Genomic DNA, 25,484 nt, shown 5'->3' on the forward strand with positions numbered 1-25,484 from the left:
TTTATTAATCAAGAAAAAAATCGTATCTAAGAATCTATATAATTTCTAAGTCCACTGGCACGATGAAGATGTCTCAATCTTCTAAGAGCTTTTGCTTCTATTTGGCGGATTCTTTCTCTTGAAACATTGTAATATTTTCCAACATCTTCAAGCGTCATCTGTTTAAAATTATTAAGTCCGAACCGCATTTCCAACACTTTCCGTTCTCTATCTGGCAATGTAAGCAAAATTTCACTCAATTGCTCTTTTAATGATTCATAAATAACATCATCTACAATATGGGCATCAAACGGAAAGGTTTTATAAGAAATATCATCTAAATCAAGATAAGGCAAAAAATACATTTTTAATTTTGGATTGATTTCTAAGAAAAAATCATCAGATATAATCTCCATACTTTCTTCTGGAGTTTTTCCTTTTGCAAGATATTTTGAAATTATCCCTAAAAATTCAAAGGTCTTTTGCGAAAAATGGGCAGGCAAATCAAAAAAAGAATTTTTTACTTTATACTTCCGTTGCATCTCACTTAATACTGAAAGAGAATAATAACCAGCAAATGAATTCGGGCTTGTTACATCGAAACTTTTTATAGCTCGGATTAATCCTATCGTGCCATTTTGAAAAGCATCCTCAAAATCACAGTAATTTTCTTTCGCGAAGTTATAAGAAATACGCAAAACCCCACGCAAATACATTTCTGTCATTCTGTTGAAAGCATAAACGTTTCCGTCTTGAGCTTCCTGAATAAGAGTTTTCCATTCTCGATGCTGAGGCGGCTTTATGCTTTTTATATGAGCCACAATAATTTTAAAGTTTGGATATTCATTTAAAACTGTATTAAAAAAGTCCTCATAATCAATTTGAGCCTTATCATAAATACCTTCTTCGTCATAAATGATTTCACTTTTTTTCTCTGAAAACAAAACTTTCTTATCTATAAGGAACTGCATGACTTCATCTGTTTCGAAAAAATCAAGATTGTTGCCGACACAATAATCTGTAATTTCATTCTCAGACAAAAAGCCTTTAATTTTATATTGAGAAAAAAGTTTATTTTGAATTTCTGTAACTGTCATTTTATGATGTTAATCTCTGGCAATTTGTTCCAGTTTTGCCAAAAAATCTTGACTTGAATCTTGCTCAGCCTCATAACGTTCATGAATTTCTGCAAGAAAATTATTGAGATTGCTAATATAATCATCTTCAGAAGACGGATTATCTTGCTCAATCAGCTTCTCATAAAGAACGTCAATTCCGCCAAGAAGATATTTTTCAAAAATTTTAAAATCTTCTTCCGCTGTTCCCTGAGCCTCTCCATTGAAGGCTTTATTAACTCGCTCATTCAGAGAATGTTTTTCTTTTTGGACTGCGAGCATTACAAGCCTGTATGTAAAATAAACATCATTATGATGATTTGTAAATTGACCAGGAAATATTTTTGTAGTTTCATTTCCAGAATCAATATCTGACATTCTGTTGTAGAGCATTCCCACAATTGGAGCAAAAACAAAAACATCAATATTACGTTTAAACAAGCTATTTACAGACTGTGGAAATTTTGCTGTAAGTTTATTAACTTTTACCGCATGGCTTCCTTTAAATAAGTATTCATTATCAAACATATTTACCTCGATTCAATTCTAGTTTCCAGTTCATTTATTTTTATGAACTCGTACTTTTTTCCAATTTTTGCGCTCATATTCTCTTCCGCAACTTCTGCATCTTTGTCATATGAAAAGAAAATAACTTGTTCTGCAATTTTAGGAAGAGTTTCGCAGACATTTTTAACCCGCTTCTTGTCAAAATTTGAAAGAGGCGCATCCATTACAAGAGGATACGGTTCTGATTGCAATGGTATATCAGAATTTCTGTTTTTTGCATTTTCGCGAGCCATTTTTATTACTCCAGCGATAAAAGCAAAAATGACAGACATACTTTGCGCCATTGAAGTTTCAATCATGCCGCTGAAACTTGCAAATTCATCAAGCTCAACTTTTATGTTGTATTTTTCATCTACTTGCAATGAAAGTTTTCCGTTGTAAATATTTTTGAATATCTCATTAATATTTTTTTGAAGCCGCTCTCTTACTTCCTTTTCCCGTTTTGAATAATCATCTTTTAACAGCTGATACATATATGTTGCATAGGCTTTATAAACTGCAATTTTCGTATTGCTGGCACTTTTCAGAGCTTGCTCATCAAGAGAAGATTGAGTCCGATTTTGTTTTTCTGTTTTTGCCCCTTTCTCTTCCAACAGCGAATCTTTTTCTCTATTAAGTTCGGCAATCTTTCTTTTATTCTCATCCGCTTTTATTTGCAAATCTGCCGAAGACTTAATATTTTTAATCCGTTTTTCAATTTCTAAAATTTCCGAATTCAATTCTTCAAGTTCAGAATCTTTTTCTCTGATTTCTCTGTACTTTTGAACAATGGAATCCTCATAAAAATTTTCAGAATCAGCAAGTCGCTGCTTTGCACTTCCACTAAAGTCAGAAATAAAATTTCCAAGACTTTTAGGAGGAATAAATTTCAATAATTCATCAAATGCTTCAAGTTCTTTTGAATTTTCTTTTAAGCAAGTTCCGCAGATATAAAAACCTCTTTGTTTTAGATAATCTATTGTTTTTGCAGTTATATCAGGAATTCCTTTATCAAGACTGTCTGTCTCAGAAAGTTCTGTTAAAATATCCCTGATGATTTTTCTTGAAAACCAAGACAACCCTTTTGTATTGAATGTATCAACATAATTAGAAACAACATCGTTCTTTTCTTTTCTTAGTTTTTCACAAGAAATTTCATAAGCCTTTTTCTCTTTTATAAGCTTCTCAGTATCTTTATTTGCCTCCATTTCCGCTGAAAGTTCTTCCTGCTGTTTTTCAAGTTTTGCTACAGAAGCATCTATTTCTTTGTTCCGTTCATCAATTTTAACCAGGTCTTTATTCAACGAATCAAGAGCATTTTGCAACTCTGCAATCTGCGAATTTGCTTTTGAATCAAAGTCTCTATTGTAGCTTTTTATTACAGAAGAGCTTGAACGCCCATTTAAATGATCAAGAGTAATCGTAAATGCGGAAAGCCCCAGTAATCGTTCTACAGCCTCTTTGAATTCTGCGCTTCTTCCATCATTTATTTCTTTGCTCATATTTTGTATTCGTTCACCATCAAAGAAAAAATAATTAGAAAGCTCGGAAGGAAGAATTTCTTTTATTCTTAAATCAACATCTTTTTCGAACTTCGTTGTTCCCTGCGGATTTCTATACTTGATTTTCAGCTCTGAACTATTCGGTGTATTCAGTTCTCCTGTCGCATTCGTTGTATATTTTTGCTCCCGGGTTATCTCATATTGAATATTGCTATGTATAAGCTGCAATGAAACTCTTACAAAAGATTCTTTGTTTGGTCCTAGATTTTGCGAGATTTCCTTATTCAACAAAATAGAGTCGGTAAAAGTTGTTTTTCCATACAAGCACCACCTGAATGCCTGAGCAAAAGTTGTTTTTCCTGCTCCATTTTCTCCAAGAATAATCGTGATATTTTTCTCATTATCTTCAGAAAAGTCCACAGACTGTATATCTTTGAACTGCCTAAAATTTTCAAGTGTGATTTTTTTTATAAGCATGCAACTTCCTCCGCAATTTTTTTCTTAATATCCTTAATCATTTCTGAATCGCCTTTTTCTTTTGTGGCAATATTTTTCTTTTCCGCAATCAAAATTGCTGTAAGAATGTTTCTTGCCTTTTTTACATCAATTTCGATTCCATCCACCTCAACTTTTTCATTGTTCATTCTCAAAATTCTCCTTAAAAATCAAATCCTTATCTGTAAGTTCATACAGTTCTTTTATTTCATCAATTTTTTCCATTGCTGAAATCTCATTCATGGAAAGACGTGCAAATTCAATTGCACGAACAAGTTCATTTATAACTAGTCCCTTTCCTTTCTTTTTTTCTTCTTCTGTTTCGTAAATAACTTCACTTAAAGGACGAGGAATCGTTATAAAGTCATAAATTTCAGCAAAATCTTTTCCGTCTGATTTTCTTAACACACGTCCTCGCCGTTGAATGTACTCTTTCGGATTTGTTGTGCTCGCAAGAATAAAGGCTGTTTTTATTGCAGGAATATTTACACCTTCATCAAGGCATTTTATTGCGATAAGAGCCTGCAGATTTTTTCCTTCCGAAAACTCTTTCTTTATCACTGAACGTTCCTGCATATTTTCTTTTGAAGTAAACTGGGCAACTTTCATTCCAAGAAGATTTCCAAGCAAATCTGTAACAACTTCGATTTGCCTTTTTCCTTCTGAAATTTCATCATCGTTAGAATCATCAAATTCTGAATCCTCATCGAAAACTTTTGCAGCTCCGCAGTAAACAAGAATGTGATTGTCGCTTATGTAAGGAGTTATCTGCTCTTTTAATTCTCCGATTTTATTAGAAGCACCAGCTACAAGTCTTGCCCGCTGCAACGCAATTCGCTTGCCTTTTTCATTCAGCTTTAATTTTCCATTTTTTCCTTTTACAACGCACTTTAAAATCTCGCGGGAATATTGTTCATAATAAACAAATTCATCATCTGTCAATGAAACAATAACCGGATAATATTTATATCTTGTGAGTTTTCTCTCTTTTATTGCTCGCTCAAGGTCATATTCAATGCATTTTTTCCCAAAGTAATCATAAAGTGATTGAGTTCCGTCTTTATCTCCGTGGCGTTCCAATGTGGCAGAAAGCGCAAGGCGATAAGAAAATTTATTGCTTAAAAGTTTTCTCAAATATTCCGCACCAAAATTATGAGCTTCATCAACGACAAGCAAGGCGTTTCCATGCAGTTTAGAGATTTGATTTTGAACAAGTTCGGAAGAAAATGTAGCGTTTGTAGAAATAAAGCAAAAAAATGTCCTATTTTTTATTTCCAGATTAAAATCTTCCACAGCATATTTTAGCAATGATTTCCAGTTTTTCTGTTCCGAAGAACTATAGCCGACAATCGGTTTCATTCCGAATTTTTCAATATCCTCAACCCACTGTTCAACTAAATGCTGATAAGGGCAAACTATGAAAACTGTAAGCCTGTCATTTAAAACTTCGCTCAACCTTGAAATCGCCCCTAAACCTGTAAGCGTCTTGCCGGTTCCTGTAGCCATATCAAAAATGCCTTTGTAGTCTTGTTTTTCCCATTCTGAAATCGCTTCTTTTTGATAATCAAAAAGATTTATGTCCGAAGGAATTCTTGGAATATTCATTTTGTTTTCAATTTCCCCATTCTGTATTTTTTCAATCTGTAATTTTTTCTTTTCTGAAATGAACTTGCTTTCAATGCCTTTTGAGAACGAACGACATCCTATATTTGTCTTTAATACGGTATAAATAAAGATTTTTTCCCAAGATTTGCTGCTTTTCCATTTCTCATCAAACCAGAAGATATGACCTTTTACAGAAGTTCCGTTTTCAGGACGCACAACGACATTGGAAGAATTCATCTCCAAATAATTCAATTCTGAATTATCTTCAAGACCTTTCTTTGTGAAATTGGAACTCCCAACAATCGCGCAAGAATCGTTCTTCCCTTTAAATATGTAGCACTTTGCATGAAGAAAACTTGAATTATGCAAATCTTTATAAGTGTGAATTTTAAACTTTGGATTTTCTTCAGCACAATAATTTAAAAGCAATGAAATTGCATCTTCATAATCAGCAACGACAGGGATATTTTCCAAATGATACTTGATGTAACTGGCCGGATAATCATTTAAGTCAATTTCATCAGCATGGCTTAACTGATAATTCTGAACTTCTGGGTCTTTGCCAAGCAGAAGTTTTATTTTCGTATCTGACCGTTCAAGAAAAATTTTGAGTTCCTCAAAGATAAGCGCAATAGAGGGAATATCCCAATAACCGGTCGCTATATAAAACTCATTATAATTTTCATCCAGCAACAAAGTTTTTATATATGAACTAAGCTTGTAATTTTGAGAATTATCGATTAAAGGATTTTTGAATTTTTGCAGCATTTTTTCTCTCCTACCTATTTTCCTCTATATATTCCATCGCCTTTTCCAGCGCGCAAAAGTCCTCTTCGCCTGTGAAATATCCCACGCTGAAACGCACTGTGCCTGCCGGAAATGTGCCTAAAAATTTGTGGGCGAGCGGCGAGCATTGAAGCCCGGTGCGCACGGCGATTTCCGCCTCGTCAAAAACGTTTCCAATGTCTTCCGCCGAGTAGCCGTCAAAAACCGTGGAGACAACGCCTATACATTTTGTCTTTTGTGAAAATCTGTCTGCCGGGCCTGCAATTTTTACAAAGTCGTAACGCTGCAAAATCTCTAAAAGACGAAGGTGATTTTTTTCTTCGGTAGCGCGGATTTCGTCCTGATTCTGTAAAAACCACTGTGCCGCCGAGTGAAGCCCAGCAACCGCGCAGATGTTCTGGCTTCCCATCTCGTAGCGGCTCGGAATATTTTCGGGCATTTCCTGATTCGCCGACTCAACGCCTGTTCCGCCAAAAAGAACCGGCTCAAGCGCAACATTACGACTCTTCACAAATCCTGCGATTCCGAACGGACCGTACAAAGTCTTGTGCCCGGCAAAAACCGCAAAGTCAACAAGCTCGCTCGCCACATTCAGCGGAACAAGCCCAGCCGTCTGCGCCATGTCGGTTACGGTAATCGCGCCAAACTTTTTCGCCGCCGCAAAAATTTCAAGCACAGGCGCAATAATCCCAATCACATTGCTTGCGTGGCTTACAATCACAATGTCAGGCGGAAGCTCTGCAAACTGCGCGTTGATTTTTTCAATCTCGTATTCAAAATCAGGCGAAACAAAAAGCTGCCTTACACAAATTCTTCCGCACTTTTCAAAATGATGCAGAACGCGCGTCACCGAATTATGCTCAAACGGCGAAATGTAAACGGTTTTCTTCTTGTCGTTCGCAACCAGCCCCTGAATCACCATGTTCAGCGCAATCGTCGCACTCGAAGCAAAAATCACGTCCTTGTTCGCACAGCAAAGAATTTTCTGTATAAAGCCACGCGTTTCCGAAACCATTTTTGAAGCCTCAGCCGCCAACTTGTACTGTCCGCGCCCGGCATTTCCGCCGTGAGTCCGGTAAAAAGAATCCATAAATTTGTAAACACATTCAGGCTTCGGAAAAGTCGTAGCCGCGTTGTCAAAATAAAAACTCATTTTTCCTCCAATTTTTGGGCGTTCCCACCGCAAGCGGCGGTCGGGCTTTGCGCACTTCGCTAACCGCTCATTCCGTCGCAACCTTCGGTTGCTTTGGAACTTCGGTGCTACAATCCCTAACGTACGTTCGCTACGCTCACTATCGAGTTTTTGCTTTTCAAAAACTCGCGTCAGTGTTAGCACAGTTTTTCCAGCAAACTCACCAGAACCTGCCTTTTTTCCGCATCCGTCACGGACTGCCCCATTTCTTCAATCGTCCGCCAGATTTCCTCTTCAAGCGATTTTGCTCGCACGGAACATTCCACTTTCCTAAACGACTTTGATTTCGCGTTTTCAGCTCCGCTTTGGGCAAATCTGATTTCATAATTTTCAGCGGCATTAGATTCACCAAACGTTGAAACAGAAACTCCGTCAATGCTTGAAGCCGACATTTTTTCAGCGTTACTAGCCGGCCACTGATTTTGCCGAAGTACCGGCTCATTCTTTTTAGCAACAGAATTATTCTTAAATTCCAAGAGCGTCTTGTTCAGCTCATCAAGCCGCTCAAAAAATACGCTCGCGGTCTCATCGTTCCAGTCGTCAATGCTAAGCCCGGTCAGAACTTTTGACATCTCAAACACAATCTGCTTTTCATCGTTTCCGGCGGACTTGTAAATCTTAAAAAGAGAGTGCGCGCCGTTTTCAAAAATCTGATTTTCAACTCCGCCTGCAAGTTTTTTGCAAAAATCAGCAAGAAGATTTTTCAGCGACTTTCCGTTCTGAGTTTCGCTGTTTGATTTTTCAAAGATTTTTTTAGTCTGTTCGATAAGAGCGTTTTCCAAAGTTTCAAGCGCGCAATCAAAAAACTTTTTCGCTTCCTTTACAGAATACGAAAGCTCCCGGCCGGGAGAGTTTTTTCTAAAAGCGCAAGGAATTTTCTCAAAAAGGATTTCGTTCGCGCCGAATCCGCCCTGCTTCAAGATGCTCAAAAAGTCAGAATATTCTTTCCGCACGGCGGCAAATTTTGTTTCAGCAAGAGAATCTTCAAAGCCGCAGTAAACTTTTTTCATCTGCTTTGTGTATTTTGCAAGCGAGCGGTACCAGCGAAGCATCGCGTTTATCAGATATGAATAGCCGTTCGTATTTTTTTCGTCTTCAATCACAAAGTCGGCAAAGAAATTTTCAAGCGAATGAATGTAATTTTCCTTTTCATCATTCCATTTTTGGACACGGACTGTAAACGCCTCTGGAGTTTCCGCGATTTCCGCCAGAGTTTGGGCGTTCACTGGAACTTCAATTCCGCCTTTTTTAAGCACAGCATTTTTTATCCGGGAAGAAAGCATAGCCGCAAGATAAACCGGAATCACGCCGCGCCTAAGACCAAATCCGTTCTCTGCCTTTACGAGAATCTCAAAAAGAGATGAAAAACTGACTTCGTTTTCTTCCGCGCGCGCAAAAAATTCTTTTATCACCGCAAAAAGATTCTTAAAGTTCCCGTCATTTTTTGCGTTGTCAGAATCAGGCTCAAGATTAAAGATTTTCTTTTCCAAAGAATCCTTGTCAGCCTTTTTTAGAATTCCAGGCAGAATAAGCACGCTTCTCATAAACGAAACTTCCTGACCGCTTCCGCTCAAGCCCAAATCCAAAGAAGGAGAATTCAGCATCGCGTCCACAAGCTTAGCTCGGCTTTTTGTAGCCGCACCTGTAAGGCAGTTTTTGTTCAGCATTTCATTGTTTATGACCGGCGTTCTGTAAAAAATCGCGGCGCAAATGGCAGAAACAAGATTTGTAAGATCAGATTTTCTGTAAAGTTTCTTTTCCTCGCCGCCTGAAAAATACCGCGCAAGCTTACGCTCAGGCTGAATGTAGGAATAAACAATCTGCTTTACAACCTCATACAAATCCTGAAAAATTATTTCGTACTCGTCAAAAAGAACGGAATCAGAATCCGCGGCCAGCTGATTTTTTAAGTATGAGACGGCTTCAAAACGGCGCAGTTTTTCAGAAAAATCCTCGTTCAGTTTTGAAACTATAAAGACAAGATTTTTTGATTCGGAAGAAAACTCCACTGCCCTTTTTTCGGCTTTTTTCCTAGCAGAATCTTCATCTTCAGAAATATTTTTGTTTTCATCAAAAAGAGCGAAAACGCAGCCGTCGGATCTAAAGGATTGCGCATAAGTTTTCCAGTCATTGCGTTCAAAAAAATCAGAAAGCGAAACAAAAGAAAAACTGAAATACCGCGTCATCTTTTTTTCGATGTTATACGAAGTCGGATAAATAAATTTCTGCGTGTTGAATTCGTTAAGAATATCGACAATCCGCACCGTGCGCCGCCTTTTTTCAACGCAAGCAGAAATCAGAGCAGGAATATCTGCGCCGGAATTCGTTTTTAGCTGAAGATAATTGTTGTGGACGTTCAGATAAACCGCGCCGAATTTTTCAGAAAGATTTTTCACCGCGCCGCGGATTTCTTCACGCGAGTAGTCTGAGTCATCGTAAAGCGCGAAAAGAAGATTCAAGTCCGGGGAAAGCCGCTCAAACTGATTCAGGCTGTAAATAAGAGCAATGGTTTTTACAATTTTTGCCTCAAGGGAATTCTTTTCAAGCTGGCGCAAAGCAGACGATGCAACAAGATAGTATTTTTTGATTTCGCTTGTGTAAGGCTCGTTCTGAAGCTGATTTTCAAAATAGTCAAAAAGAACGTCTGGCGTAAAAAGAATTATTTTTCCGCCCTGCAAAAATTCTTTTCCGTCAGCCTCTGTTTTTCCAGATTCTTCAAGTTTTTCAATCAAGGAAGAAAAGCCATTTTTATCGTTACCAGAAAGAAAAGTAAAAAGCGTGCGCTCGTTCTGCGCAACTTTTTCAGAAAGACGCGGCAAAATGTAGCTTGTAACCGGGTGAAGCGGATAACAGCCGTATAAAACTGTGTCCTTAAAATCGTCTTCAAGATTTGAAAAGAGCCGGAATCCGCTTCCAAGCCAAACATTTTTCAAATTTTCAAACTGCGCCTTGTTCTGAACGCAAAAGCTTTTCCATTCAGACGCATTTTTTAGAATCGCCGCGCTTATCAGGCTGTAGACTTCTGAATAGTTATTGTAAAGGTGAATATGACGGAACCGCTCGGAAACGCCTTTCCAGCCGTCAACTTTTTGCTTTGGCAGAATGTCGATGTAATTTTCAATTTCCTTGTGGCAAATCAAAAGCAAATGAAGCTGCTCTTTTCCGTTTTTTCCGCTCCGGTCAGAACGTTCGGCAAAATCCTGCAAGAGTTTTGTGTCTTTTACGGTCGCATGCGCAATGCTCGACTCAAGATATTTTCCAAATTCATCGTAAACAACAAAAATTCCGTCATATTTTCCGCTTTCGCAAAGTTTTTTGCAGACTTGCTCGTAAATATCGACAACATCAAATCCGCTGAACGGATTGAATTCGCTTCCCGATGTGAGCGACGGATAAAGTTTTTCAAATTCCTCAAAACTCGCTGAATCATAATTCAAAAGATTCCGCTTGAACTCCGCCGCTTTTACGGAAGCAAGCCGATTGAATTTTTCCAAAGTCTCAGGATATTCGTCTTCCCATTTTTCAATCATTTTTACAGCCGACTCAAAATGAGTTTCTGGCATAAGATTTTCAAATTCCCGCCTTTTTAAAGTCAGATGAAGCGCATACAAAAACGACTGCGAAAGGCTCTGCGAGTTTCCGTTTATCACGATTGGCAAAAGCCGCCGACCGCTTTTTACATATTGAAGAATATTTTCCGCTACATCAGGATTTTTCGCCCTGACTTTTTGCGCAAGCGACTCAAAGGAATCTTTCAAATCCGGGTTATTATATAGAAGAGAAAGCATTTCAAGCACAATGTACGACTTTCCTTTTCCATACGGGCCGATTAAAATTTCCGCCTTTCTTTTTGAAAATTCTGTTTTATTTCCGCCAAGCGCGCTTAAAATCTCTTCATCAATAAATTTCACTGATTCAGAAGTCGGAATAAATCCCGCAAGTTTTTCAGGATTGTCAAAATCGAACGCAATGTTTACCGAGGTCTGAAAGTTTTTTGATGCGCTAATCATCTTGTTTTTTAAATCCATTTTTATTTCAGCTCCGCGTAGTATTTTTCAACATAATCCTTAAATTTTTCCTCTGCCGTACTGTCATTTTTCAGCTGCACAACATCAAGCCCAGCAGTCCGCACAACTTTCAGCAAATCACGGCTTTCAAGCTCGCTCAAAATGTCCATCAGCGTAATAACATCAAGATTGAAAATTTTTCCAGCGTTGAATTTTTTGTTCTGAATGTCCGAAAGCTGAATTTCAAAATTCTGATACTTGATTCCTTTTTTTTCGTTTTTCTGCACCATTCTGTAAAGAACCGCCAAAAAAACGAGCGGAGGAATATTTTGTTTTGGCGGAATCACTTTTCTGTAAATTTTCTGTCCGTTTTCCCTAAGATTTCCGGCAACGTCCAAAAGCCCAAGCTCAGCAAAAGGACATTCAATATTGTCTTCCGGATCGATTTCCGCCGCATTTTTAAAACGTGAAATATAAGTGTTCACAATACATTCAAAGTCGCTTTCAAAAGAACTTCTTGCAGTCGCTCCGCCGTTTCCTTTGTCAAATTTCAAAAGTTCAGTAACAAAATCTTCTTTTGTAAAATCTGTCAGGTTAAATTCGTTGAAAAAGAAATACCAGGAAGTCGCAAGCTCCAGATTCGAGGCAAGTTCCGCCTGCAAAAGCCAGAGCGTTCCAGCTTCCTCCACAAATTTATCGTTCCTATAAATAATTTCTCCAAGCGGAGTAAAGACAGTTTCCGTTTTTTTTGATTTTTCGCCTTTCTTTTCTTCTGTAAGTCCAACAACTTTTAGCCAATAACGAAGAGAAACAACCATATTTCGTCCGATTCCAAGCTCGTCCATAGGCTCAAGCGTTTTGTCTGTGAAAATTCCATTATTTTTCTTGACCGCGCCAACGCCTTTTGCAAGCCAATTTTTGCGGATTGAAAATGTCTCGTGTCCTCTGTATTTCATTTTATAAATCCTTTGTCCTTAGATATTTTTCCATCATGCAGCCGCCGGTCAGGTATTTTTCCGTGACACATTTTTTGCAGTGCCTGCATTTTTCCGGATTTATGTGATATTCGTTTCCGGCAAGAGAAATCGCTCCAAAACGGCAAACGGACTCGCATTTCAGGCACTTTCTGCACGCGTTGAATTTCCTTACCTGATAGCCAATCATGCGCTGAAGTTCGTCGTGCTTTTCAACGCTCATCGTGCGGATTTTCACAGCGTGCTCAAAACCGCTCTGGTTGAACGGCTGGACGGAAATTATCGGAACATTTGTCTTTACGTCTAGAATCAGCGTCTCGTGAATCAGCTTGCGGCCAAGCTCCGGAGCCAGAACTCCAAACGGAACAAGCATATTCAAAAAGCTGTCGTCAAAAGCGCGCGTAAGCTGGTAGATTTTTGAGTGCTCCTCGCTCGTGCAGTTTGTGAATTTAAGTTTTACGTCGCCGGCGGCAGCAACTCCGTTTCCGCCCTGCCGGGCTTTCCATTTTCCTGAATCCACATATTCTTCCGCGTCGTGCTTTCCAATCTGCCGGGCAAAATCAACAAGGAAAGTCCGCCATTTTTCGCTCTGCTCGCTCATGTAAATGCGCGAAAGAAACTGCGCGCGAAGATTGTTGTTCGGGCAGCACCAGCAGCCTACTCTGTCGTAGCCAAGCCGGTAAGCGTCGTTGAAGTCAACTTTTTCCGAAAGAAGATAAAGCCACACGTCTAGGTCTTTCCATTCAAAAATCGGGCTTGCGACTGTCTGCTTCTGGATTTTTACGGTCTCGGTGTTTTCTGTAACGCGGCTGTACTTTGAGCGGCTCACGCTTTCGTTCCTGCGGATTCCGTAAAACGTTAGAATCTGCTTGTCGCCGAATTTTCGGTTCAATACGCGCGTAATCGGGCCGGTCTTGAACATTGAGCAGCACCATCTCATCATTCTTGCAGGCGGACCTATTTCCTTGCAGACTTCGTAAAAATTCTGATCGGTGTTCTGAGCAATTCTGAATTCAGCCATCGGGTGCGCCTTTCTGTAGCGTTCGGCATATTCGGTTGTGTAAGGAAATTCAAGCGTGGTGTTTCCAAAAAGATGAGTTATGTACGGATTTCCAAGCGCCTTTACCACAACATCCGCCGTCGCCGTGGAATCTTTTCCGCCACTGAACGAGACAATCATGCGGTTTTCTGAGCCTGCACCGTTTTTTTGAACGAACTTCGCTGCCTCATCTTGAACAAAAGCAAAAGCTTCGTCCTTTATGGAATTAAAACGGCTTTTGTTCGCTTGAATAAATTTTTGGATTGTTGAGTCAAAATGCGGTTTTGAAATTTCAAGATTTTCTTTGGAAAACTCATTCAGTTTTTTGCGGAGAACATCGCAGTCGGCGTTTCTAAAAACCGAAGACGAAATTGCAACAGATTTTCCGTCGATGTAGTAACGGTTCGCACTATTCCACACCGAAGATGAAGCAAGGGAAAATGGCTCTTTTTCAAGCAACAGTTCAAGCAAAAGCCGCTCCTCCAGAAAAACCGGCCGCAAATCGCTGGAAAGATATTCAGTCTCATCGTGGCAAAGCGGACACTTGCAAACCGCACCAGCTGAATTATTTTCATCAAACACAGGAATTCCGCAAGACGCGCACCAATTGACCTGCGCAAGAAAACGGTCGTTTTTTGGGACAGGATTTTTTGTTTACAGTAGCTACTTTTCAGTATATACTTTCTCTATGAACGTCGAGTGGGATGAAAATAAAAATCAGCAGAACAAGCAGAAGCACCACATAAGTTTTGAGATTGGAGAAAAAGAAATCAAGATTGGCGACCAACCAACATTTGATGCACTTAATGAAATTGAAGCTGCAAAAAATCACGAAATAAATTATGAAGACGCTCCAAAACTTTCAAAACAAGAGCTTTCTGAGTTTGCTCCTGCAAATCCAGCATACTACAAACCTAAAAAACAGCAGATTACACTGAAACTCGATGCAGATGTCATCGAGGCATTCAAAAGGCTGGGAAAAGGCTACCAGACAAAAATAAATGCGGCTTTGCGCAAGGCGATTTTCAACTGAAAATTAACAGAAACTCATAAAATGTGATATAATTCTGAAGATTATCTTACTTCAAAATGGAGGCGTTTATGTTTGCAACAACTGGCTATATTCAGGGAAATGTTGTTCGTGCATCAGATAATTCTCTTGAAAAATTCAACGGCAAAAAAGTTATAATTACAGTTCTTGATGAAGAAAAAAGTCCAGCATACACTTTTGTTTCTGATGATGAAGTGCAGAAAATTTCGGATGCCCTTATAAAACAAAATCTTGAAGCATACAGAGAACTTGCAAAATGATTTTAATTTCAAAAGAACAAGTTTTAAAAATTCACACTTCCTTAATAAAAGAAACCGGCGGAATTGATGGCATACGTGATGAAAATCTTCTTGAATCTGCATTAAATTCGCCTTTTCAAACTTTTGACTCAAAAGAACTGTATCCTGAAATTTCAGACAAAGCGGCACAGTTATCATATTCAATCATAAAAAATCATCCTTTTTTGGACGGAAACAAAAGAATTGGTACTCATATCATGCTTGTCTTTTTGGTACTAAATAATGTAAAAATTTCATACACACAAAAAGAACTCATAGACTTTGGATTAAAAGTTGCCGATTCATCAGTTTCAAAAGATGAAATAAAAAACTGGATAGAAAAAAGGACGGCGAAAAATGACTGAACCTGTCCCAAAAAACGACCGTTATTAAGGACAAAAAATGGCGTGGAATTCAAAATCTGGCGAATTGAACTTTTCCTCACTTTCCGATGATGAATATTGGAGCCTGTTCAATTTTGTTTTTTCGGAAAGCTGCCACAAGACTTCAACCTACAAGTTCGCGCTTTTAAAATCGATTCTGGACAATCTTCTGAACAACACGCCGGGCGAGAACGGCCAGCTGATTTTCTATTCCGACCTGTTCGCAAAATTCGCCGAAAGTTTTTGGAATCTTGTTGTAAAATATCATCTTCATCAGCAAAAGCCGACGGCTGAAGGAAAAACTTCAAAAATCGAGCAGATATTCGGTGAGGCTATAAAAACAAATCCGGTTCTTGAAAATCTTGAATTCGCTTCTATCGAAGAAAATGCAAGAACGCAACTGATTCAAAAAGTTCAGGCGGAATGCAAAAAATATGTTCTCGGTGCGCTTTACGGTGATTTCGGCGGAAAGCTCTACGGCTTTGACCAGAACGGAAATTTCATCACGCTTTCGCAGGGCGCTTACGGATTCCTTTTGAAATATAAAATCGAGATTGAAAAACTGAATTACTATGCCTGGGCAAAATTCCTTGAGAAAATCAACGAGGAAAATGTGCTGTTTCACCTTCTTTCAAAACTTGAGCTTTCGCTTCCGAAAAGGACACCGCTTGAAATCTACCGCGACATTCTTTTTTCGGAATTCGAGGAATGTAACTGCTTCTACTGCGGAAAAAAACTTCCGGGGAAAATCCATGTTGACCATTTTATTCCGTGGAGTTTTGTAAAAGAAGACAAACTTTGGAATTTCGTCCTGAGCTGCCCGGAATGCAACATCAAAAAAAGCAATATTCTTCCGCCGCAAAACACAATCGCACGGATTTTGGAGCGGAACAGAATCATTTTAAACGCAGGCGATGTCAAAAACGGCAGCAAAATCAGCTTTGCCGCAAACTCTGAAAAAAACAAAAAGAACGAAACCGATTCCACTTTCATAAAAGTCCAGTTCAAGAACTACGACGAAAATCTGATTCCGCGCCTGTGGCAGTACGCAAAATTCTCAGGATTCCGAACAATGCAGCAGGCTTATTTTATCCAACCGGACTTCGGAAGCCTGAAAGTCGCAGAGCCGTAGTTCAACTGTCATTGCCGTGCTACGACACGCGACGTTTGCGAAGCAAACTCGGTCAGCAATCTATAAAAAAACATCGGCATTGGTGAACTTGCAAACTCCCTACTCCACTTTTGAAAGCGTGAGCCGGGCGAGTTCTTTTTTAGTGCTGTCCGGGTAGACGTTTATGCTGAATTCCGTGTGTGTTCGGTTCATGCTGGCAGGATACGCCCATTCGATTTTGCGCAGACGTTTCGTTTTTGCGTTGCGGAAAGTCGCATTCAGCTTGAAGATTTTTCCGCCTGAAAAACTGTCGCTTGTGTACGAATAAGTTCCGCTGCCTTCCAAAACGGTTTCATTGCCGTCCGAATCTACGGAAACGACTTTCATGCCGCACTTTGATTTTTCGCCGAAAGTGATTTCGTAGCTGTCGTCAAATTCGTCAGTCGAAAGAGTTCCTGTCCAGACGCCGGTAAAAATATTCGGCTGGGGAATTTTCTTCACACATTCAGACGCGAATTTCGGAAGCTGGGACTCGTACTCGTTCCAAAAGTTCAGGCTCATTTTTGCGGAATGAAGAACAGTGCCCTTCTCAACGTCAATCATTCGGGCAGTGATGTAAAGCGGACAGCCCAGAGCCGCCACAGAGCCCACAATTATACAGTCCGCGCCGATTCCCTTTCCCATCTGCTTTGCCGTCGTGATGTCGATGTACGGATTCGCCTGAAAACGGTACTCCGCCATCACCTTGTCAATTTTCTTGCGCTCAACAACGGTAACATCGCCGCCCTTCACAAGCTCATGAACAAGCAGGTCGGTCATCGTGGAAACCTTGTCATAATAAGCCTCGTCGTCGCAATCAAAGTCGAACACCGCAACAGTCTGCGCCGGAAGAACCACCGCCACCGCAAACATTAAAACAGAAAGAAGAATTGATTTTTTCATTGTGCACCTCGTTTTAGCTGGATTAGTTGTCTATGCTAAAATCCCGAACGGCTCGAACAGAATTTGTATTATTCTTATTGTTGTTGTTCTGATTGCCGTCACTGAATCTCTGTTTCCACGCGTTATTATTATTGTTGTTGTACTCCGACGAAGACCAGAACGCGTTTGTGTGCAGTTTGTTCTTAAGTGTTTTCACCGCTGAATATAAACTGGTTTGAGGCTGAAACAGCATTCTCCCAGTGTGCACACCGCTTTTACACAAAAACCTTGCTCGCTTTCATGCACCGTAACACATGAAATTCCGGCTATTGACTGCGGACTGAATTTCTCCAGCCCGTAATCTGCTTTCCAATTCCGTCCATCTGCAATGCAAGATTCGCCTGCTGGTTTATTGTAAACAAATGCAAATCTGTGCACAGCCGGACTTCCAATTTTAGAACTTCAAAATCATCAAGAAATTCTTCAAGATATTTTTCTCGTTCATGGCATTTGTTGGCTCTGTATATGCTTCTTACAAGATGAATGCAGTCCCGCTTTATGTCCTGACCAAGAGTAAATTTATATTCTCTTGGAAGATGCTGCGTAAGCTCGAACAGGCGCAACGTAAGCTTGTAAGTGTCCTTAAAAACTGGCAAATCATAATACAAAGCCATTTTTAATACTCCTCCAAATAGTTAAAGTGTTTAATAGCTAAAAGCCCGAACGGCTCGAACAGAATGTGTATCATACTTACGGTAGTAGCCCTGATCGCCGTCACTGAACCACTGCTTCCACGCGCGATTAGGATTGCCGCCGTCCTCCGACGAAGACCAGAACGCGCCGTCGCCTGAAATTTCTCCAGTTTCTCTCAAGTTCAAATAAATATAATTTAATTCATCTTTGTTTGGCAGATACCAGTCGTCATATCCACCGCCTCGATATTCACTGCACAAAGTTTTTGCCTCGCTCCAATTTCTTTCACCTAGAACTTCGCTGCACTCATACGCACGGTTGCCTTCTATGTAGAAAACAAGTCCACCGCCCGGTCCAATGTCGCCGATTTTCAGAGAAAGACCTTCCACCGCATCCTTTGCAAATTCCGTCAGAATTCCGAAAATGTCATCAATAGAAACAAATTGAACTTTCGCACTCGACAAAACTTTTGCGGTCTTAACGTCAATCAGCGTTGCGGAAAGATACATCTTGCTTCCAAGCTTTATAATCTTCCCACGGCTTATAATTTCCGCACCAGTAGCTGTTCCAAGTTTTACTGTTTTTTCACTGTTCGCCCAGTCTCCAGCCTGAAACTGCATTTCCTTTAAAATCTTGTTGAAATTCGTGCGGTCAACCACAGAAACTTTTCCGGTTGAAACAAGTTCTGCAATGTATAAAGTTCAGTTATGGATTCCGCCTCATCACTAGAAACCGCATTTCCTGTAACATCAAATGTTGCAACCGCCATAGACTTAGGTGCAGATTCCGCAAAACCACATACAACCGCTAAAGCGGCAATAATCAAAGCGGATATTAGTTTTTTCATGTTTATTTCTCCTGTTTTTCTTATTTTAATTTTCTCAAATTTCATTAGCGTTTCTCTTGAGTCAATATCGTTCAGTTTTTCATCGTTTGTAAAATCGTTCTCCTCAAAGATTCATGGATGAGAACTTTTCTTCATGGCAAAGTTTTTGTATTTGCTCCAACTCTTTAAGCTTATCTTCTTCTACTTTTTTATAAGGCTTTTTATCACTAGCACTTTCAAAAAAATCTTGGCATTTTTTCATGCGGTCAATTTCTATAAGTGTATTAAAAAGTCTTCTTGCGTTTGTTTTTTCAAATGCACTGGTTGTAATATGGTCTCGGTTGGAATTGTGCATAAGAAGTTCAAAGACATACACATTTTTTCCATCTATCTTTTCTTTTGATTCATAAAATCTTAAAACCTGAAAAAATGCTCCACGCAAAAGAACTTCTTGCTCTTCCATATATTTAGAAATATTTTCTATATCAACAGCACAAATAGAAGAGACAATAGAAGTAGGATAATAACTTTTATAAAGGTCAAGAAAAGTTTTATCCAAACTTGTAACATGAATTTTAAAAAGTACAGGACAAAAACCTCTTACCTTCTCTTCATACGGTCGACGTTCCTGCTTTTCTAAAAACTGTTTTGCAACATCTTGACTCTTGCTGCAAGACATAAAACTTAACGGAACTGCAAATTTTCGATCCTGAACTTCGAGCTCCTTTATGTCCAGCAAATTTGAAATTGTATTTTCATCAAGCATTATTCCTCTGTAAATTGTATTTTCAAAGTTGGAAAATTCAAGCTTCGTTTTTACCAAGTTGTAAAGTTCAATATTCATGCATTCAACAAGGAACGCTGCAGAATCATACACTTCTTTGTCATGTTCCTCTCTAAAAATTGAATTCATGTATTTAAAAATCGTTTCATAACCATCACTAGATGTATAAAATCTTATTAAGTCGCAGTTCTGTTCTGCAGGAGGATTTTTCTGAAACTCATACCACTCATCGTTAAAAAAATCCATAAACAGCAAAGATTTTCCACCTATATGATTTTTAAACAACTTAATAGCTTTCTTCCTAAATTTTTTATCATTCCAGTTTTTTCTAACTTCAAGAATAGAATTTCTTATAAGATTCATTCTTGCTTTTACATCTTCACCAATAAAAAATCCACCATGTTCTAAAGAAAATTTTCCAAAAGATTTATTTCCATTAGTATTGGCACTCTCTCCAAAGCGTTCATCTCTTATAGTCTTATAGCTCATATTTCAATCCTCCAAAGGTCTTCTCTAACAAGATTTTCTGAACATGAAGATAATGTAACTTTTTCGACCTTTTTTATAAAATTATTTGGAGAAAAACATCTGAAAACAGCGGCTGTAAAAAAGTCTACTTTTCTTTCATATTCGTTAATCGCCTCTGCATCATCAAAATAGGCAATCAGGTTGTAGCAGTCCGTAAGAAAATTAATTATTATGTTGCTGTATCCTCGGTGGTGCAAAACCTTTTCATTCCCAAATCCATCTTTCTTGTCAATATTTGGAAAAAAGAATCTTCCTTGTTCTATAAGTCCGGAAAATCTTGCTTTTGCTTTTTCCAGTTCTTCTTTATTATTTTTTATTATTGGAATAAGCTTTAAAATCTGGATGCATTTTTCATACCATTCCAAAACCTGAGTTCTATAGTTCATGGAAATTTCCACCATCTTAAAATGACGGTCAATAAGATAAAATGCAAAAACAAAAATACTCAGGATAAAAGAAAATACAGAAACAATAATTTCGCAATTCATATTCAATGCCTCCATCTAAAAAAATTAAAATCATAATAACACAATTGTGTTACACAAAATTATACAAACACATTATTGTCATGTCAACGAAATAAAAATACAATTGTGTTATTATTTAAGGCATGAATTTTTGGGAAAAAGTGGATCAAGAACGCGAGCTTAAAAACTTAACAAGAAAGGAACTTGCTTACAAGGCAAAATTTTCGCTCAATTCAATTTCAACAGGAATTGCTAGAAACAGCATTCCGGCGGCGGATGTGGCGTTAAGAATTGCAAACGCGTTAGGAACTACGGTCGAAAATCTTATGGGGCAAAAAAGCAGTCAACAAGCCACCCCCCCCCAGCCAACAATTTCAGCCAAGAAGAAGGAAGCCTTGTATAAAAAATATCACATATTAATAGAAGATTTTGACAAACTTTCGCCAGAAAATCAAAAAGCCATAATGCAGATTGTAAGCCAAATAGCACATTAAAGACGAATTTTTTTTCGCAAATGTCGCCGCAAATCTACTCCGCCCAGACCTGCTTTGCCAGACTGAAAACAGCCCAGGCTTTCGGCCAGCCGGCATAGAACGCAACGTGGGTTACAATCGCGGCAATCTCGTTTTTGGTTACGCCGTTTTTCTTTGCGTTTTCAAGGTGGTATTTGAGCGAATTGTCCGTTATTCCCTGCGACATGAGCGAGACAACCGTAATAATGCAGCGGGTCTTTATGTCGATGTCCTGATTGTTCCAGTTTTCGCCGAAAAGGATGTCGTCGTTGAAGTGCGCGAAGTCCGGGGCAAACTCGCCGAGAGCCGCGCGTCCTGCAGTCTGAACAATTTTCTGCGGAGGCAGCTGCTGATTTTGGTTTTCTGTGTTTTCGTTTTGCGGCATATTTTTTTCCTTTCTGATTTTGCGGATATTTCCCCTACCGGATAAAATTTGTCGAAACACGCTGTTCTGTTTTAGGCAGACCGAATTTTTCTTTTCCTAATGCGATGCTTTTCATTAGGAATGTCATGTTTCTTGCAAGCACGCGCATGGTCTGTTTTCCTTCCTCGTCCATTTCGGCTTCTCTAGGCAGACGGCCGTGAATGGAATTCCAGTATTGGCTGGATGCAACCGGCATATTCGATATGGTGAAATATTTGTTCAGCTCGTCGAATGTCGCCGAGCAGCCGCCACGTCTTGCGCACACAACGCTTGCGCCGACTTTCATTGTCTTGTCAAAATGGGAACTGTAAAAGAGGCGGTCAAGAACTGCAATCAATGTGGCATTTGCGGAAGCGTAATAAACCGGGCTTGCGACAACAAGTCCGTCCGCCGCCTGGAATTTTGGGGCAAGCTCGTTCACAACGTCGTCAAAGACGCATTTTCCTGTCTCGCCGCAGCGTCCGCAGGCAATGCAGCCTCTTACATTCTGGTTTCCGACGCGGACAATTTCTGTTTCCACGCTTTCCGCCTTAAAAGTCTTTCTCATTTCTTCAAGCGCAATCGATGTGTTTCCGTCTTTTCGCGGACTTCCGTTAATCATCAGAACTTTCATTTTCAAACTCCAAAAAGCTTCGATATTTATTTCAAAATTCCGTCGATGTATTTTTTCACTTCAACGCCAGATGAACTTCCTCTGAATTCCCGTCCGCCTTTCAGGAGCGCGCCTTTCGCGTGCTTTGCCAAATCCGAGCCGCTTCGTCCGAGTCCGCTTCCGCCGCTTGTGCAGAGAGTTACAAGATTTTTGCCGCTTAAGTCGTTCTGTTCAACAAATGTGTAGACGATTTTCGGCGCAAGTCCCCACCAGATTGGATACGCGACAATCACGTTGTCGTAGCTGCTCAAGTCGATTGAGCTTGCGATTGCAGGCCGGCTTTTTTCGTCGTTGCACTCAACAGAAGAAAGCGAGTTGCGGTCGTGCCAGTTCAAGTCCGCGCTCGTGTATTTGTGAACCGGCACAATTTCGTGAATATCCGCGTCCAAGGCTTGAGCAGTTGTTTTTGCGAGCCGCTCGGTTGTTCCTGTCGCGCTGAAATAGCAGACAACCGTTTTTTTTGCGTTTTGTGTTCCCTGAGAACTCTGCGCATTTGCTCCAAACATAATAAATGCTCCTAGAATTAAAAAAATTGATTTTTTCATTTTATTCTCCCAGAATTTCTTTCACGTCAGCCACAATCTGCCCGGTTGTCATTCCGACTTCCTTCAAAAGCTCGGCAGGATTGTAGCGGTCGTAGAATTTCTTTTCCAGGCCGTAGTTCTTCACCTTCATATTTGAAGTTCCGTAGAACGAGGCGATTTTTTCGCCAAATCCGCCGCTCACGATTCCGTCCTCAAGCGTAATCACAAGCTCGTGGTCTTTTTTAAGCTCCTCAAGAAGATTCTTGTCAACGCCGCTTGCAAAACGAGGATTTATCAAAGTCGGCTCAAAGCCTAGAGCGCTTTTTATCGCCGCCGCAACAGCCTCGCCTTTCTGGTAAAAATCTCCGAGCGCAAAAACAGCGACTTTCTCGCCTTTCTTTTCAACTTTGTAAGTGTCAAGCACGTCAAAAGTTTTTTCTTCTGCACAAGATGAGCGGTGGAAAACTTCATTTCCCGGAATCAGAATCAGAACCGGATGGGATTTCTGTCCGATAGACCAGTTCAGCATATTCAGATATTCTTCCGCGCATGTCGGGGCAAGAACCACAAGATTCGGAATGTTTGTGAACGCCGCAAGCCCGAAAATTCCCAAGTGCGTAACGTCCGTAAGTCCGTCAAACGAACTGTAGTTCATCAGCATTGTAACAGGCAGATTGTTTATGCAGACATCCTGCGAAATCTGGTCGTAGGCGCGCTGCAAGAAAGTCATATTTGTAACCAAGAGCGGATTTCCGCCGTTTTTCGCGATTCCGGCGCAGACCGCAGTTGCAGCCTCCTCCGCAATTCCAACATCAAGATATTGCGCCCCCAGCTTTTCGCGAAGCTCAGGCACAAGCCCCACAGAAGCCGGCATTGCAGGAGTCACAACAACAAATTTCTTGTCCTTTGCCGCACGCTCCATAATCCAGTTCGGAGTAATCGCGCCGTAGCTTTCGCCGTTTCCAAAATTCACAGTCGATTTTCCTGTCGCGCGGTCAAACGGAAGCGTCCAGTGCCATGCTTCCTTGTCTTTCTCAGCAAAAGCGTAGCCCTTTCCCTTCAAAGTGTGGATGTGAAGCACAACTGGATGGTCAATGTCCTTTACCTTTTCAAAAAGCGAAATCATCGCGCCGATGTCGTTTCCGTTTTCCTCATAAATATAGTCAAGACCGAACGCGCGGAACATATTGTTGGAAGATTTTCCGTTGGTCTCGCGCAGCTCCTTCAGATTCTTGTAGATTCCGCCGTGATTTTCCGCAATCGCAATCTCGTTGTCGTTCACAACAATGATGAAATTTGAATTCATCTCAGAACCGGCAACGCTCAAAGCCTCCAAAGCCTCGCCACCAGAAAGAGAGCCGTCGCCAATCACCGCGATGATATTTTCCTTTCCGCCAAGGACATCGCGCCCTTTCGCAAGGCCTGCCGCCAGCGCAATCGAAGTTGAAGTGTGCCCGACGTTGAAAAAATCGTGCCCGCTTTCCTCTGGATTTGTGTAGCCCGAGTCTTCCACAAAATGCGCGTCGTCCAGATAGCCGGCCTTTCGCCCAGTCAAAAGCTTATGCGCGTAGCTCTGATGAGAAACGTCAAAAACAAACTTGTCCACAGGCGAGTTAAAAACGTAGTGAAGCGCGATTGTCGCCTCAACCATTCCAAAGTTCGGTCCGAAATGTCCGCCGATTTTCGTAAGACGGTTGAACAAAGCCTCGCGCATTTCGCCCGCAAGAGCCGTCATCTCTTCCAAAGAAAGTTTTTTCAAATCAGATGGTGAATTGATTTTTTCCAAGTACATATATTCTCCTGTATTTTTAAGATACATAATGTAACTAATAAAAAATATAATAAACTAAATATCAACTGTCAAGGATTTTTTTTTGAAAAATATAAACTTTATGTACTTTAGATTTTTAGAATAATGTAATTAGCCCAAACTTCGAGTTTTATGATTTAATGTCATTATCGGGCTTAACCCGATAATGACATAGTGGCGAGTCCGGCAATGACAAGCTTACTCTCCGTTTATGACGCCGTCGGTGCAGATTATCTTTGCGCCGATGAGTTTGTCGTTGCCGGTTGTGCTGATATTCGCCTTGAGTGCCTCCCACTGCGTCTGCGTGCCTTTGTAGTTTACGGTTTTTAGAGCAGTGCCTGCAAATGCGGAAGCGTCGATGAAAGTCAGGTTTGCAGGAAGCGTTATTTCTGTAAGATTTATACAATCTTTAAAAGCTGACGTTTTTATAGTTTCAACAGAATTTGGGATTACAATACATTCAAATTTGTTATTTTCAAAAGCATTATTGCCAATCGATTTTATAGAATTCGGAAGAGTTATTCCATACAGATTGCAACTCTGAAAAGTATAATCAACTATTTCTGTAAGTTCGTTTGTATTCGCGCCAGCAGTAAGGTCAAGAATATATCTCATATAATTGCGATTTTTATTTATTGCAGTTCCTATATCATACAGTTTTTTGTTGGTTATCTCTCCGCTTGTAATTTTTATTGTATAAATATTCGTATTTTCCGAAGATGTTCCGCTTTCCAGTGTTGCGATTGCTGCTGCGGCTTTGTCGGTATCGGCATTCACAAATTTTCCCCACACGGCATAGAGCGTAACGTCCGCCGCGCCGATTGTGTATTCGGAACTGTCATCGTAGGCTATGTTTCCGCCGGAAGTTTTTGCCCAGCCCAGAAAGTCCTTTCCGTCCATTGTGAATTTGTTTGGTGAAAGTTTTTGCGGCTCACCATAAACAAAAATCTGCGAATTCATTGTGCCACTTCCACCGTTTGGGTTGAAAGTTACGGTGTAGGTTGGTTTTTCATCATCAGAATCTGAACTTGAGCCGTTGGAACAGGAAGTGAATGTGAATGCAAGGCTAAGAGTTAGAATGCAAGCTAAAATCCAATGGGGGGGGTAAAGAAGTTAAAATTGATTTTCATCGCTTTCTCCTAAAATGAAATATTTTTTAGTATGTTCAAATTATACAGCATAGGAAATCAAATATCACGATAAATAAAGAAAAAAGTTGGGAAATTTGCAGAAACTCTTGTATAACGATGCAATTTTGTCTGTATAAGCTGTACAGTTTT

Annotated in this window: 25 protein-coding genes; 5 read left to right on the forward strand and 20 right to left on the reverse strand. The window is 40.0% G+C overall.

Features of this window, described 5'->3' with window-relative positions; translation table 11 throughout:
- Positions 1-26 precede the first annotated feature (26 nt).
- The 9 genes from B3209_RS06260 to B3209_RS06300 form a co-directional block, all read right to left on the reverse strand.
- Positions 27-1,076, reverse strand: coding sequence for a sigma-70 family RNA polymerase sigma factor (locus B3209_RS06260; RefSeq protein WP_296690199.1), 1,050 nt, complete (start codon positions 1,074-1,076; stop codon positions 27-29).
- A gap of 9 nt (positions 1,077-1,085) precedes the next feature.
- Positions 1,086-1,622 (reverse strand): hypothetical protein, encoded by a 537-nt coding sequence (locus B3209_RS06265; RefSeq protein ID WP_296664948.1) that lies wholly within the window; start codon positions 1,620-1,622, stop codon positions 1,086-1,088.
- Positions 1,623-1,624: 2 nt separating this feature from the next.
- Positions 1,625-3,619, reverse strand: coding sequence for an AAA family ATPase (locus B3209_RS06270; protein WP_296664945.1), 1,995 nt, complete (start codon positions 3,617-3,619; stop codon positions 1,625-1,627).
- Positions 3,610-3,786, reverse strand: coding sequence for a hypothetical protein (locus B3209_RS06275; protein ID WP_296664944.1), 177 nt, complete (start codon positions 3,784-3,786; stop codon positions 3,610-3,612). The genes B3209_RS06270 and B3209_RS06275 overlap by 10 nt, the downstream gene beginning before the upstream one ends.
- Positions 3,776-6,010: a DEAD/DEAH box helicase family protein gene (locus B3209_RS06280; RefSeq protein WP_296664942.1), complete on the reverse strand. Its 2,235-nt coding sequence runs from the start codon at positions 6,008-6,010 to the stop codon at positions 3,776-3,778. Before B3209_RS06280 ends, B3209_RS06275 begins: the two co-directional genes overlap by 11 nt.
- Positions 6,011-6,020: 10 nt before the next feature.
- Positions 6,021-7,181 carry an aminotransferase class V-fold PLP-dependent enzyme gene (locus B3209_RS06285; protein WP_296690200.1) on the reverse strand — a complete coding sequence of 387 codons (1,161 nt, stop codon included), beginning with the start codon at positions 7,179-7,181 and terminating at the stop codon, positions 6,021-6,023.
- A gap of 176 nt (positions 7,182-7,357) precedes the next feature.
- Positions 7,358-11,248: a hypothetical protein gene (locus B3209_RS06290; protein WP_296690202.1), complete on the reverse strand. Its 3,891-nt coding sequence runs from the start codon at positions 11,246-11,248 to the stop codon at positions 7,358-7,360.
- 2 nt (positions 11,249-11,250) lie between these two features.
- Positions 11,251-12,183 (reverse strand): DUF4007 family protein, encoded by a 933-nt coding sequence (locus B3209_RS06295; protein ID WP_296690204.1) that lies wholly within the window; start codon positions 12,181-12,183, stop codon positions 11,251-11,253.
- A 1-nt stretch (position 12,184) separates the two neighbouring features.
- On the reverse strand, positions 12,185-13,822 hold the full coding sequence (locus B3209_RS06300) for a phosphoadenosine phosphosulfate reductase family protein (RefSeq protein ID WP_296690205.1): 1,638 nt from the start codon (positions 13,820-13,822) through the stop codon (positions 12,185-12,187).
- A 106-nt stretch (positions 13,823-13,928) separates the two neighbouring features.
- Between B3209_RS06300 and B3209_RS06305 the strand changes: the two genes are divergently transcribed.
- From B3209_RS06305 to B3209_RS06320, 4 genes are all read left to right on the forward strand, one after another.
- Positions 13,929-14,273 carry a BrnA antitoxin family protein gene (locus B3209_RS06305; protein ID WP_296662278.1) on the forward strand — a complete coding sequence of 115 codons (345 nt, stop codon included), beginning with the start codon at positions 13,929-13,931 and terminating at the stop codon, positions 14,271-14,273.
- 68 nt (positions 14,274-14,341) lie between these two features.
- A complete protein-coding gene (locus B3209_RS06310; protein WP_296662277.1) occupies positions 14,342-14,551 on the forward strand; it encodes a hypothetical protein in 210 nt (69 codons plus the stop codon).
- Positions 14,548-14,934 (forward strand): type II toxin-antitoxin system death-on-curing family toxin, encoded by a 387-nt coding sequence (locus tag B3209_RS06315; protein ID WP_296662276.1) that lies wholly within the window; start codon positions 14,548-14,550, stop codon positions 14,932-14,934. Before B3209_RS06310 ends, B3209_RS06315 begins: the two co-directional genes overlap by 4 nt.
- 37 nt (positions 14,935-14,971) lie before the next feature.
- Complete coding sequence (locus tag B3209_RS06320) at positions 14,972-16,084, forward strand: HNH endonuclease domain-containing protein (RefSeq protein ID WP_296662275.1); 1,113 nt, start codon at positions 14,972-14,974, stop codon at positions 16,082-16,084.
- Between the two features lie 99 nt (positions 16,085-16,183).
- On the opposite strand, the gene B3209_RS06325 is transcribed toward B3209_RS06320, so the two are convergent.
- The 6 genes from B3209_RS06325 to B3209_RS06350 all read right to left on the reverse strand — a co-directional run bounded on the left by B3209_RS06325 (position 16,184) and on the right by B3209_RS06350 (position 20,303).
- Positions 16,184-17,005, reverse strand: coding sequence for a CsgG/HfaB family protein (locus B3209_RS06325; protein ID WP_296662274.1), 822 nt, complete (start codon positions 17,003-17,005; stop codon positions 16,184-16,186).
- Positions 17,006-17,310: 305 nt separating this feature from the next.
- Entirely contained in the window at positions 17,311-17,658 is a 348-nt protein-coding gene (locus tag B3209_RS06330) for a four helix bundle protein (protein ID WP_296090751.1), read from the reverse strand.
- A 30-nt stretch (positions 17,659-17,688) separates the two neighbouring features.
- Positions 17,689-18,336: a DUF1566 domain-containing protein gene (locus B3209_RS06335; protein WP_296662273.1), complete on the reverse strand. Its 648-nt coding sequence runs from the start codon at positions 18,334-18,336 to the stop codon at positions 17,689-17,691.
- Positions 18,303-18,524, reverse strand: a complete 222-nt coding sequence (locus B3209_RS06340; RefSeq protein ID WP_296662272.1) for a hypothetical protein — start codon at positions 18,522-18,524, stop codon at positions 18,303-18,305. The genes B3209_RS06335 and B3209_RS06340 overlap by 34 nt, the downstream gene beginning before the upstream one ends.
- A 103-nt stretch (positions 18,525-18,627) precedes the next feature.
- A complete protein-coding gene (locus tag B3209_RS06345) occupies positions 18,628-19,776 on the reverse strand; it encodes a hypothetical protein (protein ID WP_296662271.1) in 1,149 nt (382 codons plus the stop codon).
- A complete protein-coding gene (locus B3209_RS06350; protein WP_296662270.1) occupies positions 19,773-20,303 on the reverse strand; it encodes a hypothetical protein in 531 nt (176 codons plus the stop codon). The genes B3209_RS06345 and B3209_RS06350 overlap by 4 nt, the downstream gene beginning before the upstream one ends.
- Before the next feature lie 122 nt (positions 20,304-20,425).
- Between B3209_RS06350 and B3209_RS06355 the strand changes: the two genes are divergently transcribed.
- On the forward strand, positions 20,426-20,776 hold the full coding sequence (locus B3209_RS06355; RefSeq protein ID WP_296662269.1) for a helix-turn-helix domain-containing protein: 351 nt from the start codon (positions 20,426-20,428) through the stop codon (positions 20,774-20,776).
- 34 nt (positions 20,777-20,810) lie between these two features.
- Here the strand turns inward: B3209_RS06355 and B3209_RS06360 are convergent, their stop codons facing one another.
- From B3209_RS06360 to B3209_RS06380, 5 genes are all read right to left on the reverse strand, one after another.
- A complete protein-coding gene (locus B3209_RS06360) occupies positions 20,811-21,179 on the reverse strand; it encodes a carboxymuconolactone decarboxylase family protein (protein ID WP_296662268.1) in 369 nt (122 codons plus the stop codon).
- A gap of 34 nt (positions 21,180-21,213) precedes the next feature.
- Positions 21,214-21,831, reverse strand: coding sequence for a flavodoxin family protein (locus B3209_RS06365; protein WP_296662267.1), 618 nt, complete (start codon positions 21,829-21,831; stop codon positions 21,214-21,216).
- 26 nt (positions 21,832-21,857) lie between these two features.
- On the reverse strand, positions 21,858-22,415 hold the full coding sequence (locus B3209_RS06370) for a flavodoxin (protein ID WP_296662266.1): 558 nt from the start codon (positions 22,413-22,415) through the stop codon (positions 21,858-21,860).
- A 1-nt stretch (position 22,416) separates the two neighbouring features.
- A complete protein-coding gene (locus tag B3209_RS06375; RefSeq protein WP_296690208.1) occupies positions 22,417-24,186 on the reverse strand; it encodes a 1-deoxy-D-xylulose-5-phosphate synthase in 1,770 nt (589 codons plus the stop codon).
- Between the two features lie 216 nt (positions 24,187-24,402).
- Positions 24,403-25,296: a leucine-rich repeat protein gene (locus B3209_RS06380; RefSeq protein WP_349675601.1), complete on the reverse strand. Its 894-nt coding sequence runs from the start codon at positions 25,294-25,296 to the stop codon at positions 24,403-24,405.
- Between the last annotated feature and the right edge of the window lie 188 nt (positions 25,297-25,484).

The organism is Treponema sp. UBA6852, from assembly GCA_002449305.1.
GTDB lineage: Bacteria > Spirochaetota > Spirochaetia > Treponematales > Treponemataceae > Treponema_D.

What these genes read in the sequence shown, in the direction of transcription:
- B3209_RS06260 (WP_296690199.1), bottom strand. Translation starts at nt 1,076, where the DNA reads ATGACAGTTACAGAAATTCAAAATAAACTTTTTTCTCAATATAAAATT.
- B3209_RS06265 (WP_296664948.1), bottom strand. Translation starts at nt 1,622, where the DNA reads ATGTTTGATAATGAATACTTATTTAAAGGAAGCCATGCGGTAAAAGTT.
- B3209_RS06270 (WP_296664945.1), bottom strand. Translation starts at nt 3,619, where the DNA reads ATGCTTATAAAAAAAATCACACTTGAAAATTTTAGGCAGTTCAAAGAT.
- B3209_RS06275 (WP_296664944.1), bottom strand. Translation starts at nt 3,786, where the DNA reads ATGAACAATGAAAAAGTTGAGGTGGATGGAATCGAAATTGATGTAAAA.
- B3209_RS06280 (WP_296664942.1), bottom strand. Translation starts at nt 6,010, where the DNA reads ATGCTGCAAAAATTCAAAAATCCTTTAATCGATAATTCTCAAAATTAC.
- B3209_RS06285 (WP_296690200.1), bottom strand. Translation starts at nt 7,181, where the DNA reads ATGAGTTTTTATTTTGACAACGCGGCTACGACTTTTCCGAAGCCTGAA.
- B3209_RS06290 (WP_296690202.1), bottom strand. Translation starts at nt 11,248, where the DNA reads ATGGATTTAAAAAACAAGATGATTAGCGCATCAAAAAACTTTCAGACC.
- B3209_RS06295 (WP_296690204.1), bottom strand. Translation starts at nt 12,183, where the DNA reads ATGAAATACAGAGGACACGAGACATTTTCAATCCGCAAAAATTGGCTT.
- B3209_RS06305 (WP_296662278.1), top strand. Translation starts at nt 13,929, where the DNA reads ATGAACGTCGAGTGGGATGAAAATAAAAATCAGCAGAACAAGCAGAAG.
- B3209_RS06310 (WP_296662277.1), top strand. Translation starts at nt 14,342, where the DNA reads ATGTTTGCAACAACTGGCTATATTCAGGGAAATGTTGTTCGTGCATCA.
- B3209_RS06315 (WP_296662276.1), top strand. Translation starts at nt 14,548, where the DNA reads ATGATTTTAATTTCAAAAGAACAAGTTTTAAAAATTCACACTTCCTTA.
- B3209_RS06320 (WP_296662275.1), top strand. Translation starts at nt 14,972, where the DNA reads ATGGCGTGGAATTCAAAATCTGGCGAATTGAACTTTTCCTCACTTTCC.
- B3209_RS06325 (WP_296662274.1), bottom strand. Translation starts at nt 17,005, where the DNA reads ATGAAAAAATCAATTCTTCTTTCTGTTTTAATGTTTGCGGTGGCGGTG.
- B3209_RS06330 (WP_296090751.1), bottom strand. Translation starts at nt 17,658, where the DNA reads ATGGCTTTGTATTATGATTTGCCAGTTTTTAAGGACACTTACAAGCTT.
- B3209_RS06340 (WP_296662272.1), bottom strand. Translation starts at nt 18,524, where the DNA reads ATGAAAAAACTAATATCCGCTTTGATTATTGCCGCTTTAGCGGTTGTA.
- B3209_RS06345 (WP_296662271.1), bottom strand. Translation starts at nt 19,776, where the DNA reads ATGAGCTATAAGACTATAAGAGATGAACGCTTTGGAGAGAGTGCCAAT.
- B3209_RS06350 (WP_296662270.1), bottom strand. Translation starts at nt 20,303, where the DNA reads ATGAATTGCGAAATTATTGTTTCTGTATTTTCTTTTATCCTGAGTATT.
- B3209_RS06355 (WP_296662269.1), top strand. Translation starts at nt 20,426, where the DNA reads ATGAATTTTTGGGAAAAAGTGGATCAAGAACGCGAGCTTAAAAACTTA.
- B3209_RS06360 (WP_296662268.1), bottom strand. Translation starts at nt 21,179, where the DNA reads ATGCCGCAAAACGAAAACACAGAAAACCAAAATCAGCAGCTGCCTCCG.
- B3209_RS06365 (WP_296662267.1), bottom strand. Translation starts at nt 21,831, where the DNA reads ATGAAAGTTCTGATGATTAACGGAAGTCCGCGAAAAGACGGAAACACA.
- B3209_RS06370 (WP_296662266.1), bottom strand. Translation starts at nt 22,415, where the DNA reads ATGAAAAAATCAATTTTTTTAATTCTAGGAGCATTTATTATGTTTGGA.
- B3209_RS06375 (WP_296690208.1), bottom strand. Translation starts at nt 24,186, where the DNA reads ATGTACTTGGAAAAAATCAATTCACCATCTGATTTGAAAAAACTTTCT.